Origin of the sequence: Microcoleus sp. MON1_C1 (genome assembly GCF_036701945.1) — a bacterium.
Classification (GTDB): Bacteria; Cyanobacteriota; Cyanobacteriia; order Cyanobacteriales; family Microcoleaceae; genus Microcoleus.
The window spans coordinates 1-21,635 of record NZ_JAUBRO010000061.1; the positions used below are offsets into that span (position 1 = coordinate 1).

At 47.1% G+C, this 21,635-nt stretch carries 17 protein-coding genes and 1 pseudogene; 15 read left to right on the top strand and 3 right to left on the bottom strand.

All coding sequences use genetic code 11. The features are described from left to right. The 3 genes and pseudogenes from QUA62_RS25215 to QUA62_RS29525 all read left to right on the top strand — a co-directional run. Positions 1–264, top strand: a 264-nt coding sequence (locus QUA62_RS25215; RefSeq protein ID WP_333407503.1) for a hypothetical protein, incomplete at its 5' end; no start/stop codon positions are given. A gap of 548 nt (positions 265–812) precedes the next feature. Further along, a pseudogene (locus QUA62_RS25220) lies at positions 813–1,724 on the top strand (tannase/feruloyl esterase family alpha/beta hydrolase); the annotation flags it as partial. Positions 1,725–1,742: 18 nt separating this feature from the next. Then, positions 1,743–2,054: a hypothetical protein gene (locus QUA62_RS29525; RefSeq protein WP_445301718.1), complete on the top strand. Its 312-nt coding sequence runs from the start codon at positions 1,743–1,745 to the stop codon at positions 2,052–2,054. 131 nt (positions 2,055–2,185) lie between these two features. Here the strand turns inward: QUA62_RS29525 and QUA62_RS25225 are convergent, their stop codons facing one another. Next, positions 2,186–3,265, bottom strand: a complete 1,080-nt coding sequence (locus QUA62_RS25225; RefSeq protein WP_006633792.1) for a PIN/TRAM domain-containing protein — start codon at positions 3,263–3,265, stop codon at positions 2,186–2,188. Between the two features lie 375 nt (positions 3,266–3,640). Between QUA62_RS25225 and hemW the strand changes: the two genes are divergently transcribed. From hemW to QUA62_RS25245, 4 genes are all read left to right on the top strand, one after another. After that, entirely contained in the window at positions 3,641–4,984 is a 1,344-nt protein-coding gene (hemW, locus tag QUA62_RS25230) for a radical SAM family heme chaperone HemW (RefSeq protein ID WP_333407504.1), read from the top strand. A 226-nt stretch (positions 4,985–5,210) separates the two neighbouring features. Next, positions 5,211–5,471 (top strand): hypothetical protein, encoded by a 261-nt coding sequence (locus QUA62_RS25235; RefSeq protein ID WP_190661069.1) that lies wholly within the window; start codon positions 5,211–5,213, stop codon positions 5,469–5,471. Positions 5,472–5,584: 113 nt separating this feature from the next. Continuing rightward, positions 5,585–5,857, top strand: coding sequence for a DUF1830 domain-containing protein (locus tag QUA62_RS25240; RefSeq protein WP_190661072.1), 273 nt, complete (start codon positions 5,585–5,587; stop codon positions 5,855–5,857). 395 nt (positions 5,858–6,252) lie between these two features. Further along, complete coding sequence (locus tag QUA62_RS25245) at positions 6,253–7,818, top strand: FAD-dependent oxidoreductase (RefSeq protein WP_333407505.1); 1,566 nt, start codon at positions 6,253–6,255, stop codon at positions 7,816–7,818. 260 nt (positions 7,819–8,078) lie between these two features. Here the strand turns inward: QUA62_RS25245 and QUA62_RS25250 are convergent, their stop codons facing one another. Beyond that, on the bottom strand, positions 8,079–8,948 hold the full coding sequence (locus QUA62_RS25250; RefSeq protein ID WP_333407506.1) for a lipid kinase: 870 nt from the start codon (positions 8,946–8,948) through the stop codon (positions 8,079–8,081). 224 nt (positions 8,949–9,172) lie between these two features. Between QUA62_RS25250 and QUA62_RS25255 the strand changes: the two genes are divergently transcribed. Further along, positions 9,173–10,471, top strand: a complete 1,299-nt coding sequence (locus QUA62_RS25255; protein WP_333407507.1) for a HEAT repeat domain-containing protein — start codon at positions 9,173–9,175, stop codon at positions 10,469–10,471. Positions 10,472–10,577: 106 nt separating this feature from the next. Here the strand turns inward: QUA62_RS25255 and QUA62_RS25260 are convergent, their stop codons facing one another. Then, positions 10,578–14,000: a PAS domain S-box protein gene (locus QUA62_RS25260; RefSeq protein ID WP_333407508.1), complete on the bottom strand. Its 3,423-nt coding sequence runs from the start codon at positions 13,998–14,000 to the stop codon at positions 10,578–10,580. Between the two features lie 591 nt (positions 14,001–14,591). On the opposite strand from QUA62_RS25260, the gene QUA62_RS25265 reads away from it, so the two are divergent. From QUA62_RS25265 to QUA62_RS25295, 7 genes are all read left to right on the top strand, one after another. Further along, complete coding sequence (locus tag QUA62_RS25265; RefSeq protein WP_333407509.1) at positions 14,592–15,566, top strand: LysR family transcriptional regulator; 975 nt, start codon at positions 14,592–14,594, stop codon at positions 15,564–15,566. A 114-nt stretch (positions 15,567–15,680) separates the two neighbouring features. Further along, positions 15,681–16,745, top strand: coding sequence for an anthranilate phosphoribosyltransferase family protein (locus QUA62_RS25270; RefSeq protein ID WP_333407510.1), 1,065 nt, complete (start codon positions 15,681–15,683; stop codon positions 16,743–16,745). Between the two features lie 166 nt (positions 16,746–16,911). Then, a complete protein-coding gene (locus QUA62_RS25275; RefSeq protein ID WP_333407511.1) occupies positions 16,912–17,517 on the top strand; it encodes a molybdenum cofactor guanylyltransferase in 606 nt (201 codons plus the stop codon). Between the two features lie 77 nt (positions 17,518–17,594). Continuing rightward, entirely contained in the window at positions 17,595–18,770 is a 1,176-nt protein-coding gene (locus tag QUA62_RS25280; RefSeq protein WP_333407512.1) for an aminotransferase class V-fold PLP-dependent enzyme, read from the top strand. Between the two features lie 424 nt (positions 18,771–19,194). Further along, the gene (locus QUA62_RS25285) at positions 19,195–19,542 is read left to right on the top strand and encodes a DUF6717 family protein (protein WP_333407513.1); all 348 of its coding nucleotides are present in this window, start codon (positions 19,195–19,197) and stop codon (positions 19,540–19,542) included. A 14-nt stretch (positions 19,543–19,556) separates the two neighbouring features. After that, a complete protein-coding gene (locus QUA62_RS25290) occupies positions 19,557–20,903 on the top strand; it encodes an LCP family protein (RefSeq protein ID WP_333407514.1) in 1,347 nt (448 codons plus the stop codon). 99 nt (positions 20,904–21,002) lie between these two features. Further along, on the top strand, positions 21,003–21,512 hold the full coding sequence (locus QUA62_RS25295) for a pentapeptide repeat-containing protein (RefSeq protein WP_333289625.1): 510 nt from the start codon (positions 21,003–21,005) through the stop codon (positions 21,510–21,512). Positions 21,513–21,635 lie beyond the last annotated feature (123 nt).

Sequence of the window (21,635 nt, forward strand, 5' to 3'; positions counted from 1 at the left end):
AGAAATCAGTTCACTATCTTCTTACACTTTCATTCTGGAAGCTTTATTCTATGCAGCTTCATATTAAATTGGTATAATGAGGTTTTGCATAATCAAGCAAATTATCCAAATACAGCTTTATTTGTTGTTAGCCGTATCAAAGTTAGTGGCTCAGGAGGAGATGTAGAGGCTACGGATGGCGTAATTAAATTAGTCATGCCTTGGCTACTTACTGATAGCGATCTAAAACCGATTGGTTATGAGTGTCAAGTACCTCAAGAGTAGCAACCTCCTAACAGTTGGGCGCAGCGGATTGACTGAAGTCGCTTGGATAGAATGTAAAGACACCGGCAACCGCTGACCCAAACCATTAGACCGCTATGTATGCGACATAAACTACAAGTTGCAATCAAATAAAGGCTAATCTTTGGAGGTTTTAATTGGAATTTCTAGAGATTTCAGGTACACCCAATGCTTAGAGAGTGAAGTGTAACTGCTAGATTCGCAGTTTGAAATCTAATTTTGCGCTCGCATCCTATCCTTCAACTTACTCCTGTAGATAGAGGAAAGTTTTAGAATTGGCTACTAAAATACGATCAAATCGTCTGCCAATTTGAAGCATTTGAATTTTTTCGCGTTGCAGGTACCGGATGCTGGGAAGCTAGGCTGCAAACAATCAGAGGAGAGGTGCTCTGAGATCTCGAAGACCGCAATCATGGTTCGACGATCGCTCGATCGTTATGTGCTGTTTGAGTATCGCCCTTGTCGTTTCAATCTTGCTGTTAAGCGCTAAGGCAAACTTTTTCCTGACTTCTGCGATCGCACAAATCCCAATGCAGCCCACGCCATCTAATCCCTGTAGCGCTTTGGCTCAGAGAGATTTTTCAGCAGCCATTCCCGATGCCCCTACCGCAATTCTGTCGGCTCAGATCGTTGATTCTAAGGCTCAAACACCTGAATACTGTGAGGTGAAAGGATACGTAACACCGCAGGTTCAGTTTGAGGTGCGCCTGCCGACTCAGAACTGGAATCGTCGCTATCTTCAGGTTGGCTGCGGTGGATATTGTGGCAGTTTGAGAGCAACACCCGAAAGTATCGCTGCACTCAATCAAAACTTTGCGGTGGCTTTTGACAACACCGGACACATCGGCGGCGGCATCGGTGCGGGAAGCGCACTCTGGGGACTGGATCAACCCCAACTGCGGATTGACTTTGGCTATCGCTAAGAACACGTTACCGCACTCGCGGCAAAAGCGATCGCCACCGCCTTTTATGGAGAAAGTCCCCGTTACTCGTACTTTCAGGGCTGTTCCAATGGAGGACGACAAGCTCTCCAGGAAGCACAGCGATACCCAAACGACTTTAACGGCATCATTGCGGGAGTACCCGCTGCAATTCAAGCCCCTCTGAATGGAGAATACGAAACGTGGAACGCACGTGCAAACCAGGATTCGCAAGGGAATCCCATTCTGTCGGCTGATAAACTCCCGCTGATTCATCAAGCTGCGATCGCGGATTGTGATGGGAAAGATGGTTTAGCAGACGGTCAAATTACCGATCTGAGAGTCTGCACATTTAAGCCTGAATCGCTTGGTTGTAATGACGATCGTGAACAAGCAAACTGCTTAACGACTGCTCAGATTGCAGCGGTTAATAAACTCTATGGCGGTGTCGTAGATCCTCAAGGAAGATTGCTCTACCCAGGCAGCCAAACGATTGGATCGGAACTGGGGTGGGCAGGTTCGAGCATCGGTACAAATCGAATGCCGCCCTTTGCAGCCCAGATTTCCAACAGCTATCTGAAATATCTCGCTTTTCCTGAGAGTCCCCCTCCATCCTTCTCCTACAAAGACTGGGAATTTAAGGCTGAGGGCTTTGAGTGGCTGGGTCCTCTGGGCGAGGTGTACAACGCCACTGACCCTAATATTGATATGATTGAACCGCGAAGACGCAAAGAACACGAAGGAAGAGAAAAGAAGAAGAAGCTGGTAATTGCTATTTTTTCTTGGTGGCTTTCCAAGTGCCGCCGTAGAAGTAAAAAGGATTGTTTTTACTTACCGATTCCCAACATTTAAGACACAAAAAAAACCACTGCCCTGACTCGTCATACCGGGCGCGGTAGAGAGTCGGGGCAGATTGGGAACAACGATCGCAATATTTGATTCTGAGTGCCCTGGCCATTGTTACTCAGTTACAAAACTCCGTTTCAAACAATAACGGACTCTTGAGGGCGGGCGAATATCATGCGGCCGGCGCTAGTTTGCAGGGCGCTGGTGACTACGACTCGGGCTTCGCCGCCGACGTAGCTGCTTCCTGCTTCTACGACCACCATTGTGCCGTCATCCAAGTAACCGATTCCCTGAGACGGTTCTTTGCCTTCTTTGCGGATTTTTAGTTCGATCGTATCTCCCGGCAAATAAGTGGGACGCACCGCATGAGTCAAATCGTTGATATTCAAAACCGGCAGTTTTTGGACGGTAGCTACTTTCGATAAGTTGTAATCGTTGGTGAGCAAAATGCCGTCGATATCCAAAGCAAATCGGACTAATTTCGCATCGACTGTGGCAATATCTTCGTAGTCTGCCGAGTGAATTTGAATGCGTTCTGGATATGTTTCTTTGATGCGGTTGAGTACATCTAAGCCGCGGCGCCCGCGCACTCGCTTTTGATCGTTGGCGGAATCAGCTACAAGTTGCAGTTCTTGGAGAACGAATTGTGGCACGATAATTTGACCTTCGAGGAAACCGGTTTCTAGCAGGTTTTCAATCCGGCCGTCAATAATGCAGCTAGTATCGACAACTTTGGCAGAGGCTGGTTTGAAAGTACCTTCGGCTACCAACACCGTGTCAAAGCTTTTGGGGTTGATCAGTCGCAAGAAAGCGCGGCCGTGGGTGTCGGTCAAACTGACGCCTGTGAAGCCGAACATGACGCTACCCAAGACTGCGACTAGAGGTTTGATGAAGCCGAACTCGCGGGGAATTGGCAGCAGGAACAGCGGAGCCAGCATTAAGTTCGCTACTAGCAATCCGATGATTAAGCCGATCGCCCGCGTCAGCAGCATCTCCACTGGCATATCGCGGACTTGTTTTTCCAGGCGCCGATAGGTTGTTTGAGCCACTAATCCCATCACGAAGCCGATTAATGCTCCAAAGGAACCTAGTACAGAACTTAAGCCTTGTATATTTGTAACTTGCTCCAGCAGCTCGCTCGGCAGGAGTTCGACTCCGTAATAGCCGATGCCTCCGCCTGCGATTATGAATGAGATTATTATGATTGCGTCTAGCATTAGTTCTAGGTTAATGAATTTATTCCTATTATATCTTTCTAGTGCTGATACTTGTTTTCATGCTTTGGTCGGATATCGCTATATTTACTCAGGGATTTTCATAAACTTATATTTCACGGTTGTACCTTTTAGGGGATGTGCCAGGGAGTCGCTTGGCATTTACGATGCCCCGCCGAAAGCAAGCACGAAGTGCGAATAGACCGCCCTGCGGGCTGTTCGGGAATTGTGGTCTATCAAAATTCCTACCAGGTTAAATTAAAAGAGCCGATCGTTCGCAGCGCTTTTTTGGTAAGAAAATGTCATAATATACATAATTATTCATGATTGTTTAATTAAAACTTTAGATTTGAAGTTGCGCTTTCGGCTTGAAATGTAATGAATCCTACCACCGATTATTTAACATTTGAATTTAAAAAAAGTGTGCAAGCGACAAATTCCGGGATTCCTAGTTCGGCTTACCTGCACATACCTTTTTGTCGCCGCCGCTGTTACTACTGCGATTTTCCGGTTTTTGTGGTGGGCGATCGCAAAAATGGCGAAAATTCCGGCACAATTGTGCAATATGTTGCTGTACTGTGTCAAGAAATTGAAGCAACTAAAAATTTAGGCGCATCTCTGAAAACAGTTTTTTTTGGTGGCGGCACGCCTTCGCTGCTTTCTGTCAGTCAGTTGAGCAATATTTTAGAGACTCTCGACGGCAAATTTGGGATTGCTGCTGAGGCGGAAATTTCTATAGAAATAGACCCGGGTACGTTTACTTTAGAACAGTTGCGGGGATATGCAGCGGCGGGAGTAAATCGAGTTAGTTTGGGAGTGCAAGCTTTTCAGGATGAATTGCTGCAAGCTTGCGGGCGATCGCACTCGGTCGCTGATATTTTTGAAGCAGTGGAAATAGTGCGATCGGCTGGTATTGTCAATTTCAGTTTAGACCTAATTTCGGGACTGCCTCACCAAACTTTAGAAAACTGGGAAGCTTCCCTGAAAGCGGCGGTGGAAATTAGCCCGACTCACCTGTCGAGTTACGACTTAATTGTTGAGCAGGGAACTGCTTTCGGGCGCTACTTTGAAGCAGGAACCCAGCCACTGCCTGCAGATGACACCGCTGCTCAAATGTACCGTTTAGCAAGGGAAATTCTGACGGGGGCTGGCTACGAACATTACGAAATTTCTAATTACGCTCGATCTGGCTATCAGTGCCGCCACAACCGCGTTTATTGGGAAAATCGCCCTTATTACGGCTTGGGAATGGGCGCGGCGAGTTACGTGGAAGGCCGGAGGTTAACTAGACCTCGCAAAACTCAAGAATATTATCAGTGGGTACGATCGATGTCTCGCCTCAATTCCCCTGCTACCCCAAAGCTGGGAGGGGAAACCCAGCCAGATATTGAACCAGCTATTGAGCAAAATTTTCAAGTCTCAGAAAATGACGTTTTGTTAGAAACGCTGATGCTAGGTTTGCGTTTAGCAGAAGGAGTTAGCCTGTCGGCGCTGACTCAGAAGTTTACTCAGCCAACGGTTGATAAAATTTGGCGTTGTTTGCAGCCCTACTGGCGGCAAGGATGGGTGGAAATTGGGCAATCGGATGGATCGATCGCAACTTTAGGCGAGGGCGCGAAACTGCCACTGTCGGGAAATTTGAGGTTGAGCGATCCCGAAGGTTTTTTATTTTCTAATACAATTTTAGCCGATTTATTCAGCAAGTTAGGCGAGGATAATTAGCTCTGTCTAAGGAAGTATATCCCCAGCAAGCGCGATCGGCCCTAAAGCCGGGGCCGCCAATGCGACCGAAAGAAAATTCAATTGCTCCCTAGCTCGATCATCTCAAAAATCATCTATTTTCTATCGATCCCTAAACAAAACTTAAAGGCGAACTAAGCCTTGAGATAGACGCCAGGACTGCACTTCAGCCGTCATACTTAAGACTGAACATTTAAAAAGTAATTTAATGAACACTTTAACTATCGACCGCAACCAAACCCAAAACCAGCCCTGCCTTGTAATTAGCGAGCGCGGGTGCAATCCGACTTCCAAGTGTAATTTTTGCGGTCACTACCAACAGGCAAGAGGTTCAGTTGGTCACTGTCAATTGTTGAACGCACCTGTTAGGGGAGGATGGAAATCTTGCGCTTTAGCAATGCCGGCTTTTGCACCTTCTTGGGAATACCTGGAAGGCGCTGATGTTTCTCCGGCGAAAATTATTAATTAAGTGAAACAATGTAAAAAAAATGTTTAAAAAAGTGTGTTTTAACTCGTAATATGCTATATTAAGTTTAGGTTCGTCGCCGATCGCTCGCACAATTGCACAAACAAGTTAAAAAGATGAATTTGACACTAAATCAGGTAATTTCCGAAGGTCATACGCGCATTTTGTGTTGGTATCTTAATAATACTAGCAAAGTGCAAATCGCTCGCATTACAAATATTCCTAATTGGTATTTTGAGCGGACAGTGTTTCCGGGGGAACGTTTTTTGTTTGAAGCGCTGCCGGAAGCTCAGTTAGAAGTTTGCAGGAGTGCGGATACGGGTGTTATAGTGTGCGAGCGAATTTTGTGCGATCGGCTGCGAGTTGAAGAATTAAGCACGGCTGATTGAAGATAATTATTTAGACTTACCAACGAGAGGTAGAAACCCGGTTCTTTTTCAGAAACCGGGTTTCTCTGTATGAGGATAAAAACTCCGTTCGCGATCGCACTTGCGATATCACAAAGCCCATATCTTTGTATATTTCTCGTTACTCAGCCCAAAATTCGTAGAAACTGAGATATTGAACCATTCTCAATAATTATTTCAGGGCGCGCTAGCAGCAACGACCCACAAGAAAATTGATCGGTTGTGGAACAGGCCGTCGGGCTTTTTAAGCGAGAATGGTTCAAGATGTGAGTATAAACCGGGATTCTCGCCACCCCATGCGTCAGCCCTGAAACTGTCGCAAAAGTTAATCTAAGCTAAATTATAAAAAATCCACCACTGTTTAATACTAAAACCCGATGTCCCTCACCGAACAAATCCTCTCCCAACTGCCAGGAGACGCCCTCGGAGGCCTGAGAAAAGTCGATCGACTCTGGGAAAACCTCAAACAAAACACCGCACCAGCACCCCAAGCAGTCAAACACAGCCAACAACCCCTCGAAAACCTCGACTTCGACATAGTTATCGGCGGCGGAACCCTAGGAATATTAATCGGTACAGCCTTAGTGCTGCGGGGTTGGCGAGTAGCCCTGCTCGAACGCGGCACCCTGCGAGGCCGCGAGCAAGAATGGAACATTTCTCGCAAAGAATTAGACGCATTCTTAGAACTAAATTTGCTCTCAGTTGAAGAGATAGAAAAGGCGATCGCCACCGAATACAACCCAGCCCGCATCAGCTTTGCTAACACCCCAGACATTTGGGTGCGCGACGTACTCAACATCGGAATCGACCCAGTTTACCTCCTAGAAACCCTCAAGCAGCGATTCCTCCAAGCTGGAGGAAAGCTATTTGAAAATACACCATTTAAAACAGCAACCATTCACCCGGATGGAGTCTTGGTAGAATCTGCAAATACCGATACACAACCTGATACAAATTTATTTAAAACCAGATTATTATTAGACGCAATGGGACATTTTTCACCCATTGTGTGCCAAGCAAGACAAGGCAAAAAACCCGAAGCGGTATGTTTAGTAGTCGGTAGTTGCGCTCAAGGATACCCCAAAAACGACACTGGCGATATATTTGCATCCTTCACCCCAATGCAAAATCAGTGCCAATATTTTTGGGAAGCATTTCCAGCCAGAGACGGCCGCACAACCTACTTATTTACCTACATAGACGCCGACACCGAAAGATTCAGTTTAGAAACATTATTTGAAGAGTATTTGCGCTTGCTTCCCCAATATCAAAACGTCGAACTCGAACAGTTAAAATTCCAAAGAGCACTTTACGGATTTTTCCCCTGCTATCGTCAAAGTCCTCTAAAAACGCCTTGGGATCGCCTACTCCCCGTCGGAGACAGCAGCGGTAGCCAATCTCCCCTCAGCTTCGGCGGTTTCGGCGCAATGGTGCGCCACCTCAAACGCTTGACTCTAGGAATTGACGAAGCTTTGACAAGCGACAGTCTCAGCAAAAATGCCCTCGCACTTTTGCAACCCTACCAGCCGAATTTATCAGTTACCTGGTTGTTTCAGCGTTCGATGAGTGCTGCGATTAATCAAAAAATAGACCCCAATCAAATCAATCAACTTTTGGCTGCCGTGTTTCAGGTAATGGAAGAGTTGGGAGAACCGGTCCTCAAACCTTTTCTTCAGGATATCGTGCTGTTTCCGGCTTTGTCACAAACCTTGTTTAAAACAGCAATTAGCCATCCCGGATTAGTTATGAAAATTATCCCGCAGGTAGGAATCGCTAACTTGCTAGATTGGATGGTACATTATTTAAATTTAGGAATTTATACGGGATTACATCCTTTGGGGAAAGCCGTAGAACCGCAGGTAAAAAATTTAGCGCCGGAGCAGAAATACTATTTTCACCGATTAGTTGAAGCATGGCAATATGGCGCGGGAGGCGATTATTGATTAATTGTGGCACGGGCATCTTGCCCGTGGCTAACAGATGAACAGGCAAGATGCCTGTTCCACAACACAATATAATTTATTAAGTGATTAATTGTGGCACGGGCATCTTGCCCGTGGCTAACAGATGAACAGGCAAGATGCCTGTTCCACAACACAATATAATTTATTAAGTGATTAATTGTGGCACGGGCATCTTGCCCGTGGCTAACAGATGAACAGGCAAGATGCCTGTTCCACAACATAATTATATTAGTTGTGAGTTATGAAGGAGCTATAACTGCTAAAGCTTCGGGAATCACTCGGAATTGTGCAGGCGTGTGAGTTGTAATTTCACCGTCGGTATTAATCGAACGGCGTTTGCTAGTATTAACCTCAAATTCTTGAGCGTACAAGACGCGAACTTTAGGCGAGTTGGTATAATTTCCTTGCCTCATAGCCGGGAGCAAAGCAATGATTTCCCACCAATTTATTGTTTCCAAACTGTACAAATCCAGTCGCCTGTCGTCGATGGTGGCATCCTCGGCAACTGTCATGCCACCTCCGTAATAGCGGCCGTTGCCAATGGCAATTTGAATAGTTTTAACCTTAAAAGATTGGTTGTTTATTTTAATTTTTGCTCGGAACGGTCGCGCTGAAAAAATTGTCTGCAAACCAGTAAAAGCATAAGCTAAAACTCCCCAGCGCTGCTTCACCTTTTTCGTCAGCCGCTGGGTAATTTCCACGCTTAGTCCCAAACTTGCAACATTAAAAAAATGTTGGCCGTTAACCCAACCCAAGTCTATTAGCCGAATTTTACCGCTGGCAATTACTTGACAAGCTGCTGATAAATCTGTAGGAATTGCCAGAGTGCGGGCTAGGTCGTTAGCAGTTCCCATCGGCAAAATACCCAAGGGTAACTTGGTATCTATCAAACCTTCTATGGCAGCGTTGAGAGTGCCGTCGCCGCCGCCGATTATTACTAATTCGACTCGATTTTGGTAGCGGCGAATAATGTCGGAAAGTTCTTGGGCGTGGTCAGTAGATTCTATAATTAACTCAAAACCGAGTGCTTCTAATTCTACAGTGGCTTGAGATAATAGCTTTTGCCCTTTTCGGGAGTGCTGGTTTACTAAAAGTAGAGCTTTCTTCATTTGTTAATTTTTCATTAGGAATATTGCGTATTTTAAATTACAAAAAGTATAGCTTGATGCTTTAACAGGATGAAATTAATGCTTTACTTCTATTTTACCAGTTATGATGGATTGACAAAAATGTCAAAAAATGGATAATTGTAGCAAAAGATTCCTAAAAAGTACCTACCGCTCTGACCTAGCAGCAAAAAACCTCGCTTCTCGATCGAACTTAATTTAAAATCATGGGTAATATTTTACAAAAAGCGCAAGTCGCTGCCGATCGCCAAAACTGGTCTGGGCTAGTCGAATGCTTGCAGGAAGTGACAGCCAAGGGCAGTAAGCCGCAGGAACAGCACATTTTAGAACAAGCTGTCAGTTTAGCAATACAAGCCTTGGAATGGGGCGATTTTCAAGACCGTTGGGAAATTGCTAAAGTATTGCCCAATCTAGGGAATTGCGCGATCGCACCTTTAATTGCCGTGCTCGAAGACGAAGACGCAGACACGGAACCCCGGTGGTTCGCCGCCCGCATTCTCGGAAAGTTCGATCGCCCAGAAGTGATTCAAGCTTTAGTAGAATTGGTCAAAAATTCCGACGAAGAATTGAGCCAAATCGCCGCCGAAACCCTAGGGAATTTGGGCCAAACAGCCATAGAATCCCTAGCAACTCTCTTGCAGCAAAAAGACTCGCGACAGTTTGCAACAGCAGCACTCGCCCAAATTCGGCGCACCGAAACCATCGCACCGCTGTTGAGCGTAGTCGCAGACTCTCAAGTTGCGGTGCGGGCAGCCGCAATCGAGGCCCTGAGCAGCTTTCACGACTCCCGTATCCCGCCGGTACTGGTAGCAGCACTCAAAGATCCGGCGACAGCAGTCAGAAAAGAAGCCGTGCGATCTCTCGGCGCGCGCGCCTATTTAGACGGAGAATTAGATTTAGTTAACTTGCTCAAACCTTTACTTTCGGACATCCGATTAGAAGTTTGTCAGCAAGCGGCGATCGCGATCGGGCGAGTGAAAACCGATGCTGCAGCGGCTGCTTTATTTGAATTGCTGCGATCGCCCACAACTCCGGTTGAATTGCAAATCGAAACAGTGCGCGCCCTAAGCTGGATGGAAACTGCAACCGGTTTAGCATATTTGCATCAGACATTAATCACCGAATTTACTAACATAAATTCTACTGTTTATCAAGAGATAGTCACTGTTTTAGGGCGAGTAGAACAGCCGGAATTAAAAGCTGTTGCTGCTGAAATTCTCATTGATTTGTTGAAAACAAATCATCCGACCGTGCAGGAGGCAGTTAGCAAAAACTCTTTAGCTTTAGGTTTAGGAAAATTAGGAGATATGAGAGGGCTAGATGCTCTGATTTCAATGTTGGACGACGCAGACAGCAGCGTCAGGCTGCACTGCATGGCAGCGCTCAAACAGCTAGGTGCTGCCGAGGCCAGGCAGAAATTAGAAAACTTAGTGAAACAAGAGAGTCTCGAACCGAGATTGAAACAAGGAATTGCGATCGCCCTGCAAGAATGGCAGGAGAATTAAGAGCGAACGAATTTGCGGAAAACATTTAAATTTAGGATGCGCCCTAAGCACCTTACGTAGAACTTAAATAGTGAATTTTGAACTCGATAACTGAAAAATCCAAACTTTAGCTGTGCTCAATTGGCAGCCGCACTCCGAAAGTCGAGCCGAGTCCTTCCCCAGGACTTTGGGCCCACACGCTGCCGCCGTGGAGTTCCACGAGATGGCGGACGATCGCCAATCCCAGTCCCAGGCCGCCGTAATTGCGCGTAGAAGTGCTGTCAGCTTGGCGGAAGCGATCGAACACAAAGGGCAAAAACTCCTTGCTGATCCCAATTCCCGTATCGCTGACAACGATCGAAACAGAGTGAACCGGAGACGGCCCAGACAACATGGCGCCACCCCCTACTCCCGGTTCCCCATCCTCTGAGAGTGTGATTTCCACGCGACCCGACGGCGGCGTAAACTTAATAGCATTCGAGAGCAAATTAGACACCACCTGCTGCAAACGAGTAGCATCGCCCCTCACCAAGCTCACCCCTTCTGCACAAAAACTCACCAATTCAATTCCCCTAGCTTCAGCATCAGGGGTCAGCGCCTTCACTGCCGTTTCTACAATCCGCACCAAATCCACCGGGAACAGCTTCAAACACACTTTGCCACTCACAATCCGGGAAACGTCGAGCAAATCCTCAATCATCTGAGTCTGCAACCGCGCGTTTCGCTCAATAGTCTCCAAACCCACAGCCGTTTTTTCCGGACTCATCTGGCGCTGCCGCAGCATCTGGGCCCAGCCCAAAATCGCGTTCAGAGGCGTCCGCAACTCGTGAGAAAGCGTTCCCAAAAACTGGTCTTTAATCCGGTTGGCCTCCGCTGCTTCCCGGTAAAGCCGCGCATTGTCGATCGCCACCGCCGCATCTCGCGCCAAATCCTCCAGCAAAACCAAATCCTCCTGCCCGCAGCGGCGGCCCGACTCCCCGCACAGCAGCGAAATCGCTCCCAGCGTCCGCCCGCGAGCGATCAGCGGCACGCAGATTGCCGACAGCACCGGGGATTGGGATCGCAGCACCAACTGCAGTTCCCTGTCTGGCACAACCGCCTCGATCACCCATTCCGGTATTTCTGGGTAGAGCTTCGACTCACCAGTCCGCAGCACCTTTGCTACTCCGTGCCGTCCTTGGGGGTCTAGTGGCATACGCCGATCGATTTGCCACAGCAGAGCGACTTTGCTCGGATCTGAGTGAGCAACTGCTTGCAAGCGGATTGAGCCGTCTGCATCAAGCAAATGCACACAGCACCAATCCCCCAGCCCGGGTACTGTTAAATCTGCCAAACCTTGCAGCGCCTTCTCGTAATCCAGGGAAGCCGACGACAGCAAAGCCAAAGCTTGAGCGCTAAAATAGGCTGTTTGGGCCAATCGCTGGCGATCGTCAATATCGGTACAAGTCCCGAACCATTTGAGAATTTTCCCCTCAGCGTCCCGCACGGGCAATGCCCGGCCCAGATGCCAGCGATAAGCTCCGTCAGATGCCCGTTTAAAACGGTATTCCACCTCGTAAGTCTTCCCTGTCTCCACCGAGGTCTTCCAGCTTTCTACGGAATTTTCCACGTCATCTGGATGCAGGGCTAGCTGCCACCCCCAGCCTTGAGTTTCCTCCAGCGTCAAGCCAGTATATTCAAACCAGCGCTGGTTGTAGTAGTCGAACCAGCCGTCGGCTCTGGCAGTCCAAACTATTTGCGGGATGGCTTCAGCGAGGACGCGGTAAAGCAGTTCGCTGGCTTCTGCTTGGCGACGGGCGGCCTGTTCCCGCGCCAATGCCGAATTCCGCTGTTCTTCGGCCTCTTTGCGAGCGGTGATGTCGCTAATCACGCCGATCCATTTGCAGGGATTGCCTTGTTTGTCAAGCACTGCTTTGCCTCGATCGATCCAGTGGAGCAAGCGGCCCCGGTGGCGCTGAACGCGGTATTCCTGAAAAAATGGGGCGGCAGAAGTGTCTGGCGCACTTAAATACCGCTCGACCGCAGCCAAAACTCGAGCGCGGTCGAGCGGGTGCAAGATACTGTTCCAAGCTGCTCTTGTCCTCGGAAATCCGCCTTTTTCGTACTCCAAATGTTCGTCTACGTGACCGAACCACAGCACGATGTCGGTCTCGATATCCCATTCATAAATTAAATCACTGGCACTTTCTGCTGCAATCCGAAACCGCTCTTCAGACTGTCGCAGCACTTCCAGAAATTTAAAGCGTTCCGTCACGTCCAAAACCAGAGACAGCACCGATACCAACTGTCCCGAATCGCTGTAAAAAGCCGAATTGTACCACTCGCAATGTACCAACGAACCACCCTTATGATAATTGCTGTTGCGAACTACATTGCAGCGACTACCTGGTTTGTTTAAACTATAAATTGCCGACTCTACCTCTTCAAACTCACCCCGATCGATAAATTTCCATTCGCTAAAATGCTTGCCAAAAACTTCTGTTTCCTTCCAGCCAAAAATCTTCTGGGCTGCCGGCGACCACCCGCTAACCCGGAAATTTTCATCCCACTCTATCACCGCTAGGGGAGTATTTTCAAAATGAGAAGTGAGTTTTTGCAGCGCCTGGCGCAGGGATGCTTCTACTTGCTTGCGCCCAGTAATATCGCCAAAAGAAATAGCAATGCCGTCGCCCAATTTAACGGTCATAATCCGAAACCAGCCGACAATGCCTTCGCTGTTGTAATAAATCTCGGTATCGAGGGGAATTCCTGTTTGTACAACTTGCACGCAATGGTCGAACAAACCGCTATCTTTATGACCGGGCAGGACTTGCAGCAATCGCTTGCCGATTAATTCTTCAGGTGTACGTTGTTGAATTTTTGCCGCTGCGGGATTGACGTATTCCCATTCAAAATCCACAATTGTGGATTCGTCACGAATGCTGCGGAACACGTTAAATCCGTCTAGAGATAATTCCTGAAAAACGCGGAAGCGTTCTTCGCTTTCTTGCAGCTTGTCTACAGTGTCAAGCAGGAGGTTCTCGACTCGCTCGCGCTGTGTTATTTCTGCAAGCAATTGCTGGTTAATTTGCTGGAGTTCGCTTGTGGGGGAGAGGACGGAATTTGTAATAGCAGAGTCGGCTTGCAGTCGATCGACCTTTTCAGTTCCCAGTGCCGTATTTCCTGGAAAAGAGGCCGCCCCAGCCAAAGCCAACACTTGAGAAATCCCGGGTATCAGGTACGCTAAAGCCCACAAAGAGATGATAGCGGTCAAGGCGGCGATCGAACTTGACAGCCAGTAGCTGGGATGCACCAGCATCCAAACTTGCACCAAGTGAGTTGTCCCGCCGCAGAAAAACCAGGCTCCCAATAGGAGAAACCCCTTGCTCAAAGGCACGTCCCGCTGCTTCCCGGCATAGTATGTCAGAATTGCTGGAATTGAATAATAAGCCAAGGCAATTAACAAATCGCTGACGGCTTGCAGTCCCATAAACTGGAACTGCCACTGGCAACATCCACCCTGCGGAATAAAATTGTGGTTAAATGACATAATCTTAAGAAATTGCAGCATTTCGGCTTTCCTGTGCGATCAATCCTAGTTGCACTTGTGTTGCTGACCCGCTAATTCCTAGTTTATACACAAAAAAACATAAAACAAGAGTGACTTTAGTCCGGGGAGGAAAGTTCACTACAGGTTTTAACCTGCCTGCAATATTCGTACATTTATTGAGAGGTTTAGGGAGAGTCAGGTACTATAATGCCCAAGGAGGTAAGAAATTTAAGGCTAGTTTTAGAGTCCAAAGCATAGGGATAAACCAAGCAATTTAGCGCAATTGATGAAGCGATTCTGACTGTGCATTTCATTCCAACCGTTTAGTTACAATCTTACAAGAATCGATTAATTTATCTTTATTTAATCGATTTTTTGAGGATTTTGCAGATTCATAAATTCCTTCAACATTGGAGAATCGACCTCTACTTGGGCGCTCCTAAATCCTACCCGAGCAAATTGATTCATAGAGCCAAGCATCCCCGCGTCTCGCCCCGGAATCAAAACTACTCTCTACCTGTATCAAAGTCTACTAAATTCTTCTACTAAATCGGTTAATGTCACAGATTATCTTCCAGTAAAATTTCTGAAACCATCTCGAATTAAACATCCATGCGCTTAGAGCAGCTTCAAGCATTTCTTTCAGTTGCTGAAACTGGTAGCTTTCAGCAAGCGGCCCGGAAGTGTGGCGTTACGCAATCGACTATTAGCCGCCAAGTGCAGGGATTAGAAGCGGAAGTGGGTTTGTCGCTGTTTCACCGCACGGCCCACGCGAAGCTGACTGTGGGAGGGGAACGCCTGCTACCTCACGCTCGCAAAATCTGTCAGACTTGGCGAAATGCTGCTGAAGAATTGGGAGACTTGTTGTCGGGAAAGCAGCCGGAACTGTGCGTGGCTGCGATTCACTCGGTTTGCGCTGCTTATCTGCCGCCTGTGCTGCAAAAGTTTTGCCGCGACTATCCAGACGTGCAGTTGCGGGTGACTTCCCTCGGGAGCGATCGAGCCCTGAAAGTCCTCAAAGACGGTTTGGTGGATATAGCGGTGGTGATGAACAACCGCCATTTTACTCAAGCCCCGGAAATGTTGGTTGAGGTGCTCTACAATGAGCCGATCGAGGTGTTGATGGCGGCGGGCCATCCCCTGGCCCAGTACGATCGAGTACCTTGGCCGGAATTGATTTGTTACCCGCAAGTGGTGTTTAAGGATGGGTACGGAATGCAGCGGATGGTGCAAGAACAATTTGGACGCATCGGTGCTAAACTTCATGCTGTTTTGGAACTCAACACTCTTGATGCTTTTCGGGGTGTGGTGCGACAGGGAGAATTGATTGCTTTGCTGCCGCATTCAGCTTTGGTGGACGCGAAGGGCGATCGCACTTTAGCAATTCGGTCGATCGCCCAAGAGCGGTCAACTTCCAAGGTTTCGGCAATCGGTCAATTGGCGACAGATCCGACTTGGACTCGCGAAGTGGTGTTGGTGACAACTCACGATCGAATGCAAATTCCGCCGATCGCCCATTTCTGGAATCTGGTACGCGAATTTGTGCCACCATTTGATGTAATCAAGCTAGAAAAATCAGGGAGTTAATTCGATAATTTTGAATTGAGAGTTCGGAATTTTAAATTTAAAACGATTCAAATATTACCAATTACTAACTACCAATTACTAACTACCAACTACCAATTACCAACTTCAAAAGTTATGAGTGACGCATTTAGAGAATTGCTGCGAAAAATTGGCAGCGGCATACACACAGGAGAAAACTTAACTCGCTCCGAAGCAGCAGCAGCCACGCGGATGATGCTGCTGGGGGAAGCAACACCGGCTCAAATTGGAGCTTTTATGATTTCCCACCGCATTAAACGGCCCACTGGCGAAGAATTAGCCGGAATGCTCGATGCTTATGAAGAATTGGGGCCTATGCTTGCCCCCCCAAACCGAGAAAAAGGGTTTTCCGTCTCTACCGTCGCCGTGTTTGGCGTTCCTTACGACGGGCGATCGCGCACGGCCCCAATTAGCCCTTTAACAGCCCTAATTTTAGCAGCCTCTGGCGTGCCAACCCTCATGCACGGGGGAGATACCATGCCAACCAAGGAAGGCATTCCCCTGATTGAAATTTGGCGCGGTTTGGGAGTTGACTGGAGAAAACTCCGTTTAGAAAAAGTCCAGCAAGTTTTTGACAGTACCGGTTTAGGTTTTGTTTACCTTCCCAAGCATTTTCCTCAAGCCACCGCTTTAGTTCCCTACCGCCGCGAAATCGGCAAACGCCCACCTTTTTCGACCATGGAGTTGATGTGGTGTCCCTGTGCCGGCGACGTTAACGTCATCTCCGGCTACGTCCACCCGCCCACAGAAGGTATGTTTCAAAAAGCCTTTGAGTTGCGGGGAATCAAAAACTATACCACTGTCAAAGGATTGGAGGGAAGCTGCGATTTGCCGCGCGATCGTACTGCGATTATCGGCATTGCTAAGCCGGACACTGAGTTCGAGCGAGTGCTTTTGGCCCACGGAGATTACGGTTTTAGCAGCACCAATCCTGCCTTTGAATCAGCCTCTGAGTTATTAAAACAAATGCAGGAAGTGTTGTTGGGAAAACCCTCGGAATTGATGCAGTCCGCTATCTGGAACGGCGGGTTTTATCTGTGGCGCAGCGGAGTTTGTTTGGATATGAACTCGGGTTTGATTCAGGCAGAAACTTTATTGAGTAGCGGTCAAGTCGTGCAAAAACTTGAGGAAGTTAGCCAAGCCGTTAGTGTTTTTAGTTGAGAATGATTAATCAGGTTTTGTGTGCAGTGGGAACCTACATTGAGCAGGTTTTGTACACAGCACCCTAAATGGAGAAATTTTACTTCCTTCTTCCCTCTTCCTTCTTCCCTCTTCCTTCTTCCCTCTTCCTTCTTCCCTCTTCCTTCTTCCCTCTTCCTTCTTCCCCATGACTAATCATAAAATTGCTGTAATTGTGCTTGCAGGCGGTCAAAGTTCGCGGATGGGTAGGGATAAAGCTCTGCTGGAAATTGAGGGCAAATCCCTATTGCAGCGGGCGTTGGAAGTTGCCGCAGTTGTAACCTCAGAAGTTTATGTTCTGACTGCTTGGCCCGAGCGCTATCGATCGACCTTAACCGAAACGTCCCAATTTCTGGTAGAGTACAATCCCGGTTCCGGGCCCTTGGTTGCATTGACTCAGGGATTGACAGAAATTGCCGCCGAGTGGATTTTACTGTTAGCTTGCGATTTGCCTTTGTTGGATGCCCAGATTATCCAGAAGTGGGCGAGTCGGTTAACAGAGTTTCCCCCATCTACTTTAGCAGTTGTGCCTTATCAAAATTCGCGCTGGGAGCCTTTGTGTGGCTTCTACCGCCAACAATCTCTGCCCAGCTTGCAAAGTTTTATTGACAAAGGCGGCCGTTCCTTTCAAGTGTGGTTAAATCAAATCCCCGCAATCCCTCTACCTGTAAGGGAACGAGAAGCAGTAATGTTATCCAATTGCAATACATTAGAAGAGTTTGAGAAATTAAAAGGTAAAATGGTTAACGGTTGACTGTTGACTGTTGACTGACTAATGACTAATGACTAAGGACTAATGACTAATGACTACGGACTAATTACTAATTACTAATGATTAACGCATATTGGTTGCTCGATCGCAATATAACTTTCCTCAATCACGGTTCTTTTGGGGCTTGTCCGATTCCCGTACTAGAAGCGCAAACCATTTTTCGAGAACAACTGGAAAGAGAACCATTGCGCTTTTTACTGCGGGAATTTGAACCATTGTTGGATAATGCAAGAAATCAGTTAGCAGCATTTATTGGTGCGGCTGACGAGGACTTGGCGTTTGTGCCGAATGCGACGACGGGAGTAAATGCAGTTTTGCGATCGCTCTGTTTTGCTCCGGGCGACGAATTGCTAACTACAAATCAGGAATACAACGCTTGCCGCAACACACTTAACTTTGTAGCCGAGCGTACAGGCGCTAAAGTAATAGTAGCCGAAGTTCCCTTTCCAATTGAGTCGCCAGAACAAATTATTGAAGCAATAATTAAGTGCGTTTCACCGCAAACAAAGTTAGCCTTATTAGACCACGTTGTGAGCCAAACAGGTTTAATCTTTCCCATCAAACAGTTAGTCGGCGAGTTAGCTAACCGTGGCGTGGATGTATTAGTAGACGGAGCTCACGCGCCGGGAATGGTAGCGCTGAATTTAGATGAAATTGGGGCGGCTTACTATACGGGAAATTGCCACAAATGGCTGTGCGCGCCCAAAGGTGCGGGCTTTTTATACGTGCGGCGCGACAAGCAAGATGCCATTCGCCCAACTACGATCAGTCACGGTGCTAACTCGCCGCGCGCTGATAAATCGCGCTTTCAATTAGAGTTTGACTGGATGGGAACTGTCGATCCGAGTCCTTATTTGTGCGTGCCTGTGGCTATTGATTTTATGGGTTCTTTGTTGAGTGGCGGCTGGCCGGAATTGAGGGCAAAAAATCATGCTTTAGCGTTGGCGGGGAGAAAAATATTGGCTGACAAATTAGATTTGCGGCTGCCTTGTCCTGATGAAATGGTGGGTTCGATGGCTGTTGTGCCACTGGCAGACTCCCAGTCTGATGTGGTTGCAAAGGGAGGAATTCCACCTTTGCAAGAGGCGCTGTGGGAGATTTTTAAAATTGAAGTTCCGGTGATTCCTTGGCCGGATGCTAGCAAGCAGTTGGTGAGGATTTCGGCTCAGTTATACAATACTTTGCCCCAGTATCAATATTTAGCTAAGGCGCTGGTTGAGCTGACGAGAAGTTGAGGGGGAGCTTCAAAAAAAAACATAACACCCAGCTACAAACAGTTATAGGTTTGTAGTTAGGGTGTCGGTTCTCATAGTTTGGGAGAATACAGACTATTCGTCCTTACCATAAACGTAGTAAAGGTTATACAAATAGGCACAATAAGAGTAAAAATCCTCCAAGGAATTACCTTGATTCCTGTTTAATTTTGCTACTATTTACCTCAAATAAAAAAATACCAAAAAAACCGCTCTAAAACCGCATAGCCCTAAACTTCGCCCATCCGCCCAAACCGAATAAAATTTGTAAATAACCCGCGAACTTTCCTAAGTTAAAACAGGGTGGTCAAACCGGATAGTACACAACTTCCGCGCGACAGAATATAATGTATCAAGACTTGCATTTTTGCTGACAAAACAAACGAAATAAAAAGAGGAAAATACCATGTCCAATGCCATGATGGTAATTTACCCCTATCGCCAACAGTACACCTGGGTTTTTGACGACGAGCGAGTCGGACTTGTCCGAGAACCCTTTGTTCAGGGCGTCCCCGAAATGATTAACGCGCTTGTCGCAGACATTCCCAATGCCGCTCAAGGTTTCCGACTTTTATTTTCAGCCAATCCATTTCCCGGATATCAAGCAGAAATGCTGTGGTTGAAAGCAGAATACGGGGGTAACTGGTATCGGTGGGAATCGAAAAATCTCGAAGGCTGGCTGTGTCCGGCTTTGCTCAAATACTTTCCAGAAGCACCGCCCAAGTTTTACTGCAAAGCTGAAAAACTGCAATAACCAACAGCAAGTCAATGAAAAACTTGTCAATTTTTAAAAGAAACTTTGTTGAACGAGTCGATCAAACATCTCGAAAAAAGCCTAAGTTCTTCGTATATGTAGTGGGGGTATTTTTCCTAGTCTTCACCGCCGCCATCTCGGCCACACTGGGGGCAATTACTGCCCTGTTAGCTCCCGTGGAACCCCCAATTATCAATAGAGTATTAGAGGCGACTGGCTTTGACTATCTATCCTCCAACCGCTCTGGATACCGCCTGTCGCGGTCAGTTAATATCTTGATATTGGGAATTGACGGCGTGCCGGAACCTGCCGCCGGCCCTAAGATATTTAACGGTCGCAGCGATACAATACTCTTATTCCACCTCGACCCTAGAGATAAATCTATTAGTTTGCTTTCAGTTCCACGAGATACTAAAGTCGAAGTTCCCGGAATTAGCGTCAGCAAAATTAGCGAAGCCAATGCTACGGGAGGAGCAGCTTTGGCGACGCAATTAGTTAGCAGTATGCTGAACAATACGAAAATTGAACGATACGTGCGAGTCAGCAGCAGTGCGTTTCGGGAATTAGTCGATTTGTTGGGCGGAGTTGAGGTATTTGTACCTCGCGCGATGTCCTATACAGATAGCGCCCAAAAGTTAAAAATAAACTTAGCTAAGGGATGGCAAACTCTCAACGGAGAACAAGCAGAACAATTTGTTAGATTTCGCAACGACGGTTTAGGAGATATCGGCCGCATTCAGCGGCAGCAATCTTTAATTCAAGCTATTCGGGACCGTCTCGCAAGTCCATCAGTATTGGTGCGCTTGCCACAAATTGTTCGATTGATGCAAAAATATGTGGATACAAACCTAAATTATGAGGAAATATTGACGCTGGCAAATTTTGGTTTGCAATTGGAGCGAGAGAATTTTAAAATGGTAATGTTGCCTGGAAGTTATAGTCCAGAACCAGGGGATTTGAGGAGTTATTGGATTGTAGATGTGGTCGGGATCGATCGCATTATCGCACAATATTTAAACCCGGGCGTGCCGGATTTTGCCCAAGGACGATTTCGCAACCCAACCGAGTCTGCTTTGCCCAAAAACCTCAAAATAGCTGTCCAAAACGCTTCTAGCAAACCGACAGCAGCCAAAACCGTTGGTGAGTTTCTCACAAAAAAGGGCTTTTTTAATGTATCTGTAGTGCAGGATTCGCCCGAGAAGCAGCGTCACAGTCAAATTATTGTTCAGCAAGGCGATTTAGAGGCAGCCAATCTACTGCAAAAAGAGTTAGGCGGCGGTAAAATTGAAGCATCTTCTACCGGTGAAATCAATTCTGACTTGACACTTCGCGTTGGTGAAGATTGGGTAAAACGATTTTAATTAGTTATTAGTCATTAGTCATTAGTCATTAGTCAGCAGTCAACAGTCAACAATGCCCAATGCCCCATTCCCCATTCCCCATTCCCCATTCCCATCATCATGAAAAGTGTCTTCCGAATTTTCCTGAGCTTGGTTTTAAGTTTAGTGTTGGCTTTGGGGTGGGTGCTGCTGAGTGCTACTCCGGCATTTGCCTTGCCGAAAACAAGTATTAATTACACAAATATTAATTTGTCCGATCGCGATTTTTCCAACTCGGATTTAGCGGGGGGAACATTTGTCGCTGCTGAAATGCGGGGAACCAATTTTCAAGGTGCTGATTTAACTAATGCGATTTTGACTAAGGGAGTTTTGCTGAATGCCAACTTGTCAGGTGCCAACCTCTCCGGTGCTTTGGCAGATAGAGTTACATTCGACGGCGCTAATTTGACAAATGCTAATTTTTCCGAGGCCATCATGACTCGAACTCGGTTTTTTGATGCTGCAATTTCCGGCGCTGATTTTACTGACGCGATTATCGACGCTTATCAAGTGAGTATCCTGTGCGAGAAAGCAGATGGTGTCAATCCTGTGACGGGAGTTTCTACCCGAGAAAGTTTGGGATGTCCCTAGAAATTCACACTTAAAAAAAATCCCTGACTAATTATTTGATTAGATGCACCTGTAACGAGATAAAATACACACATTAAAGCCCCTCTCCTGCAAGGCGAGGGGTTTGGGGAAATTTCCAAGTAT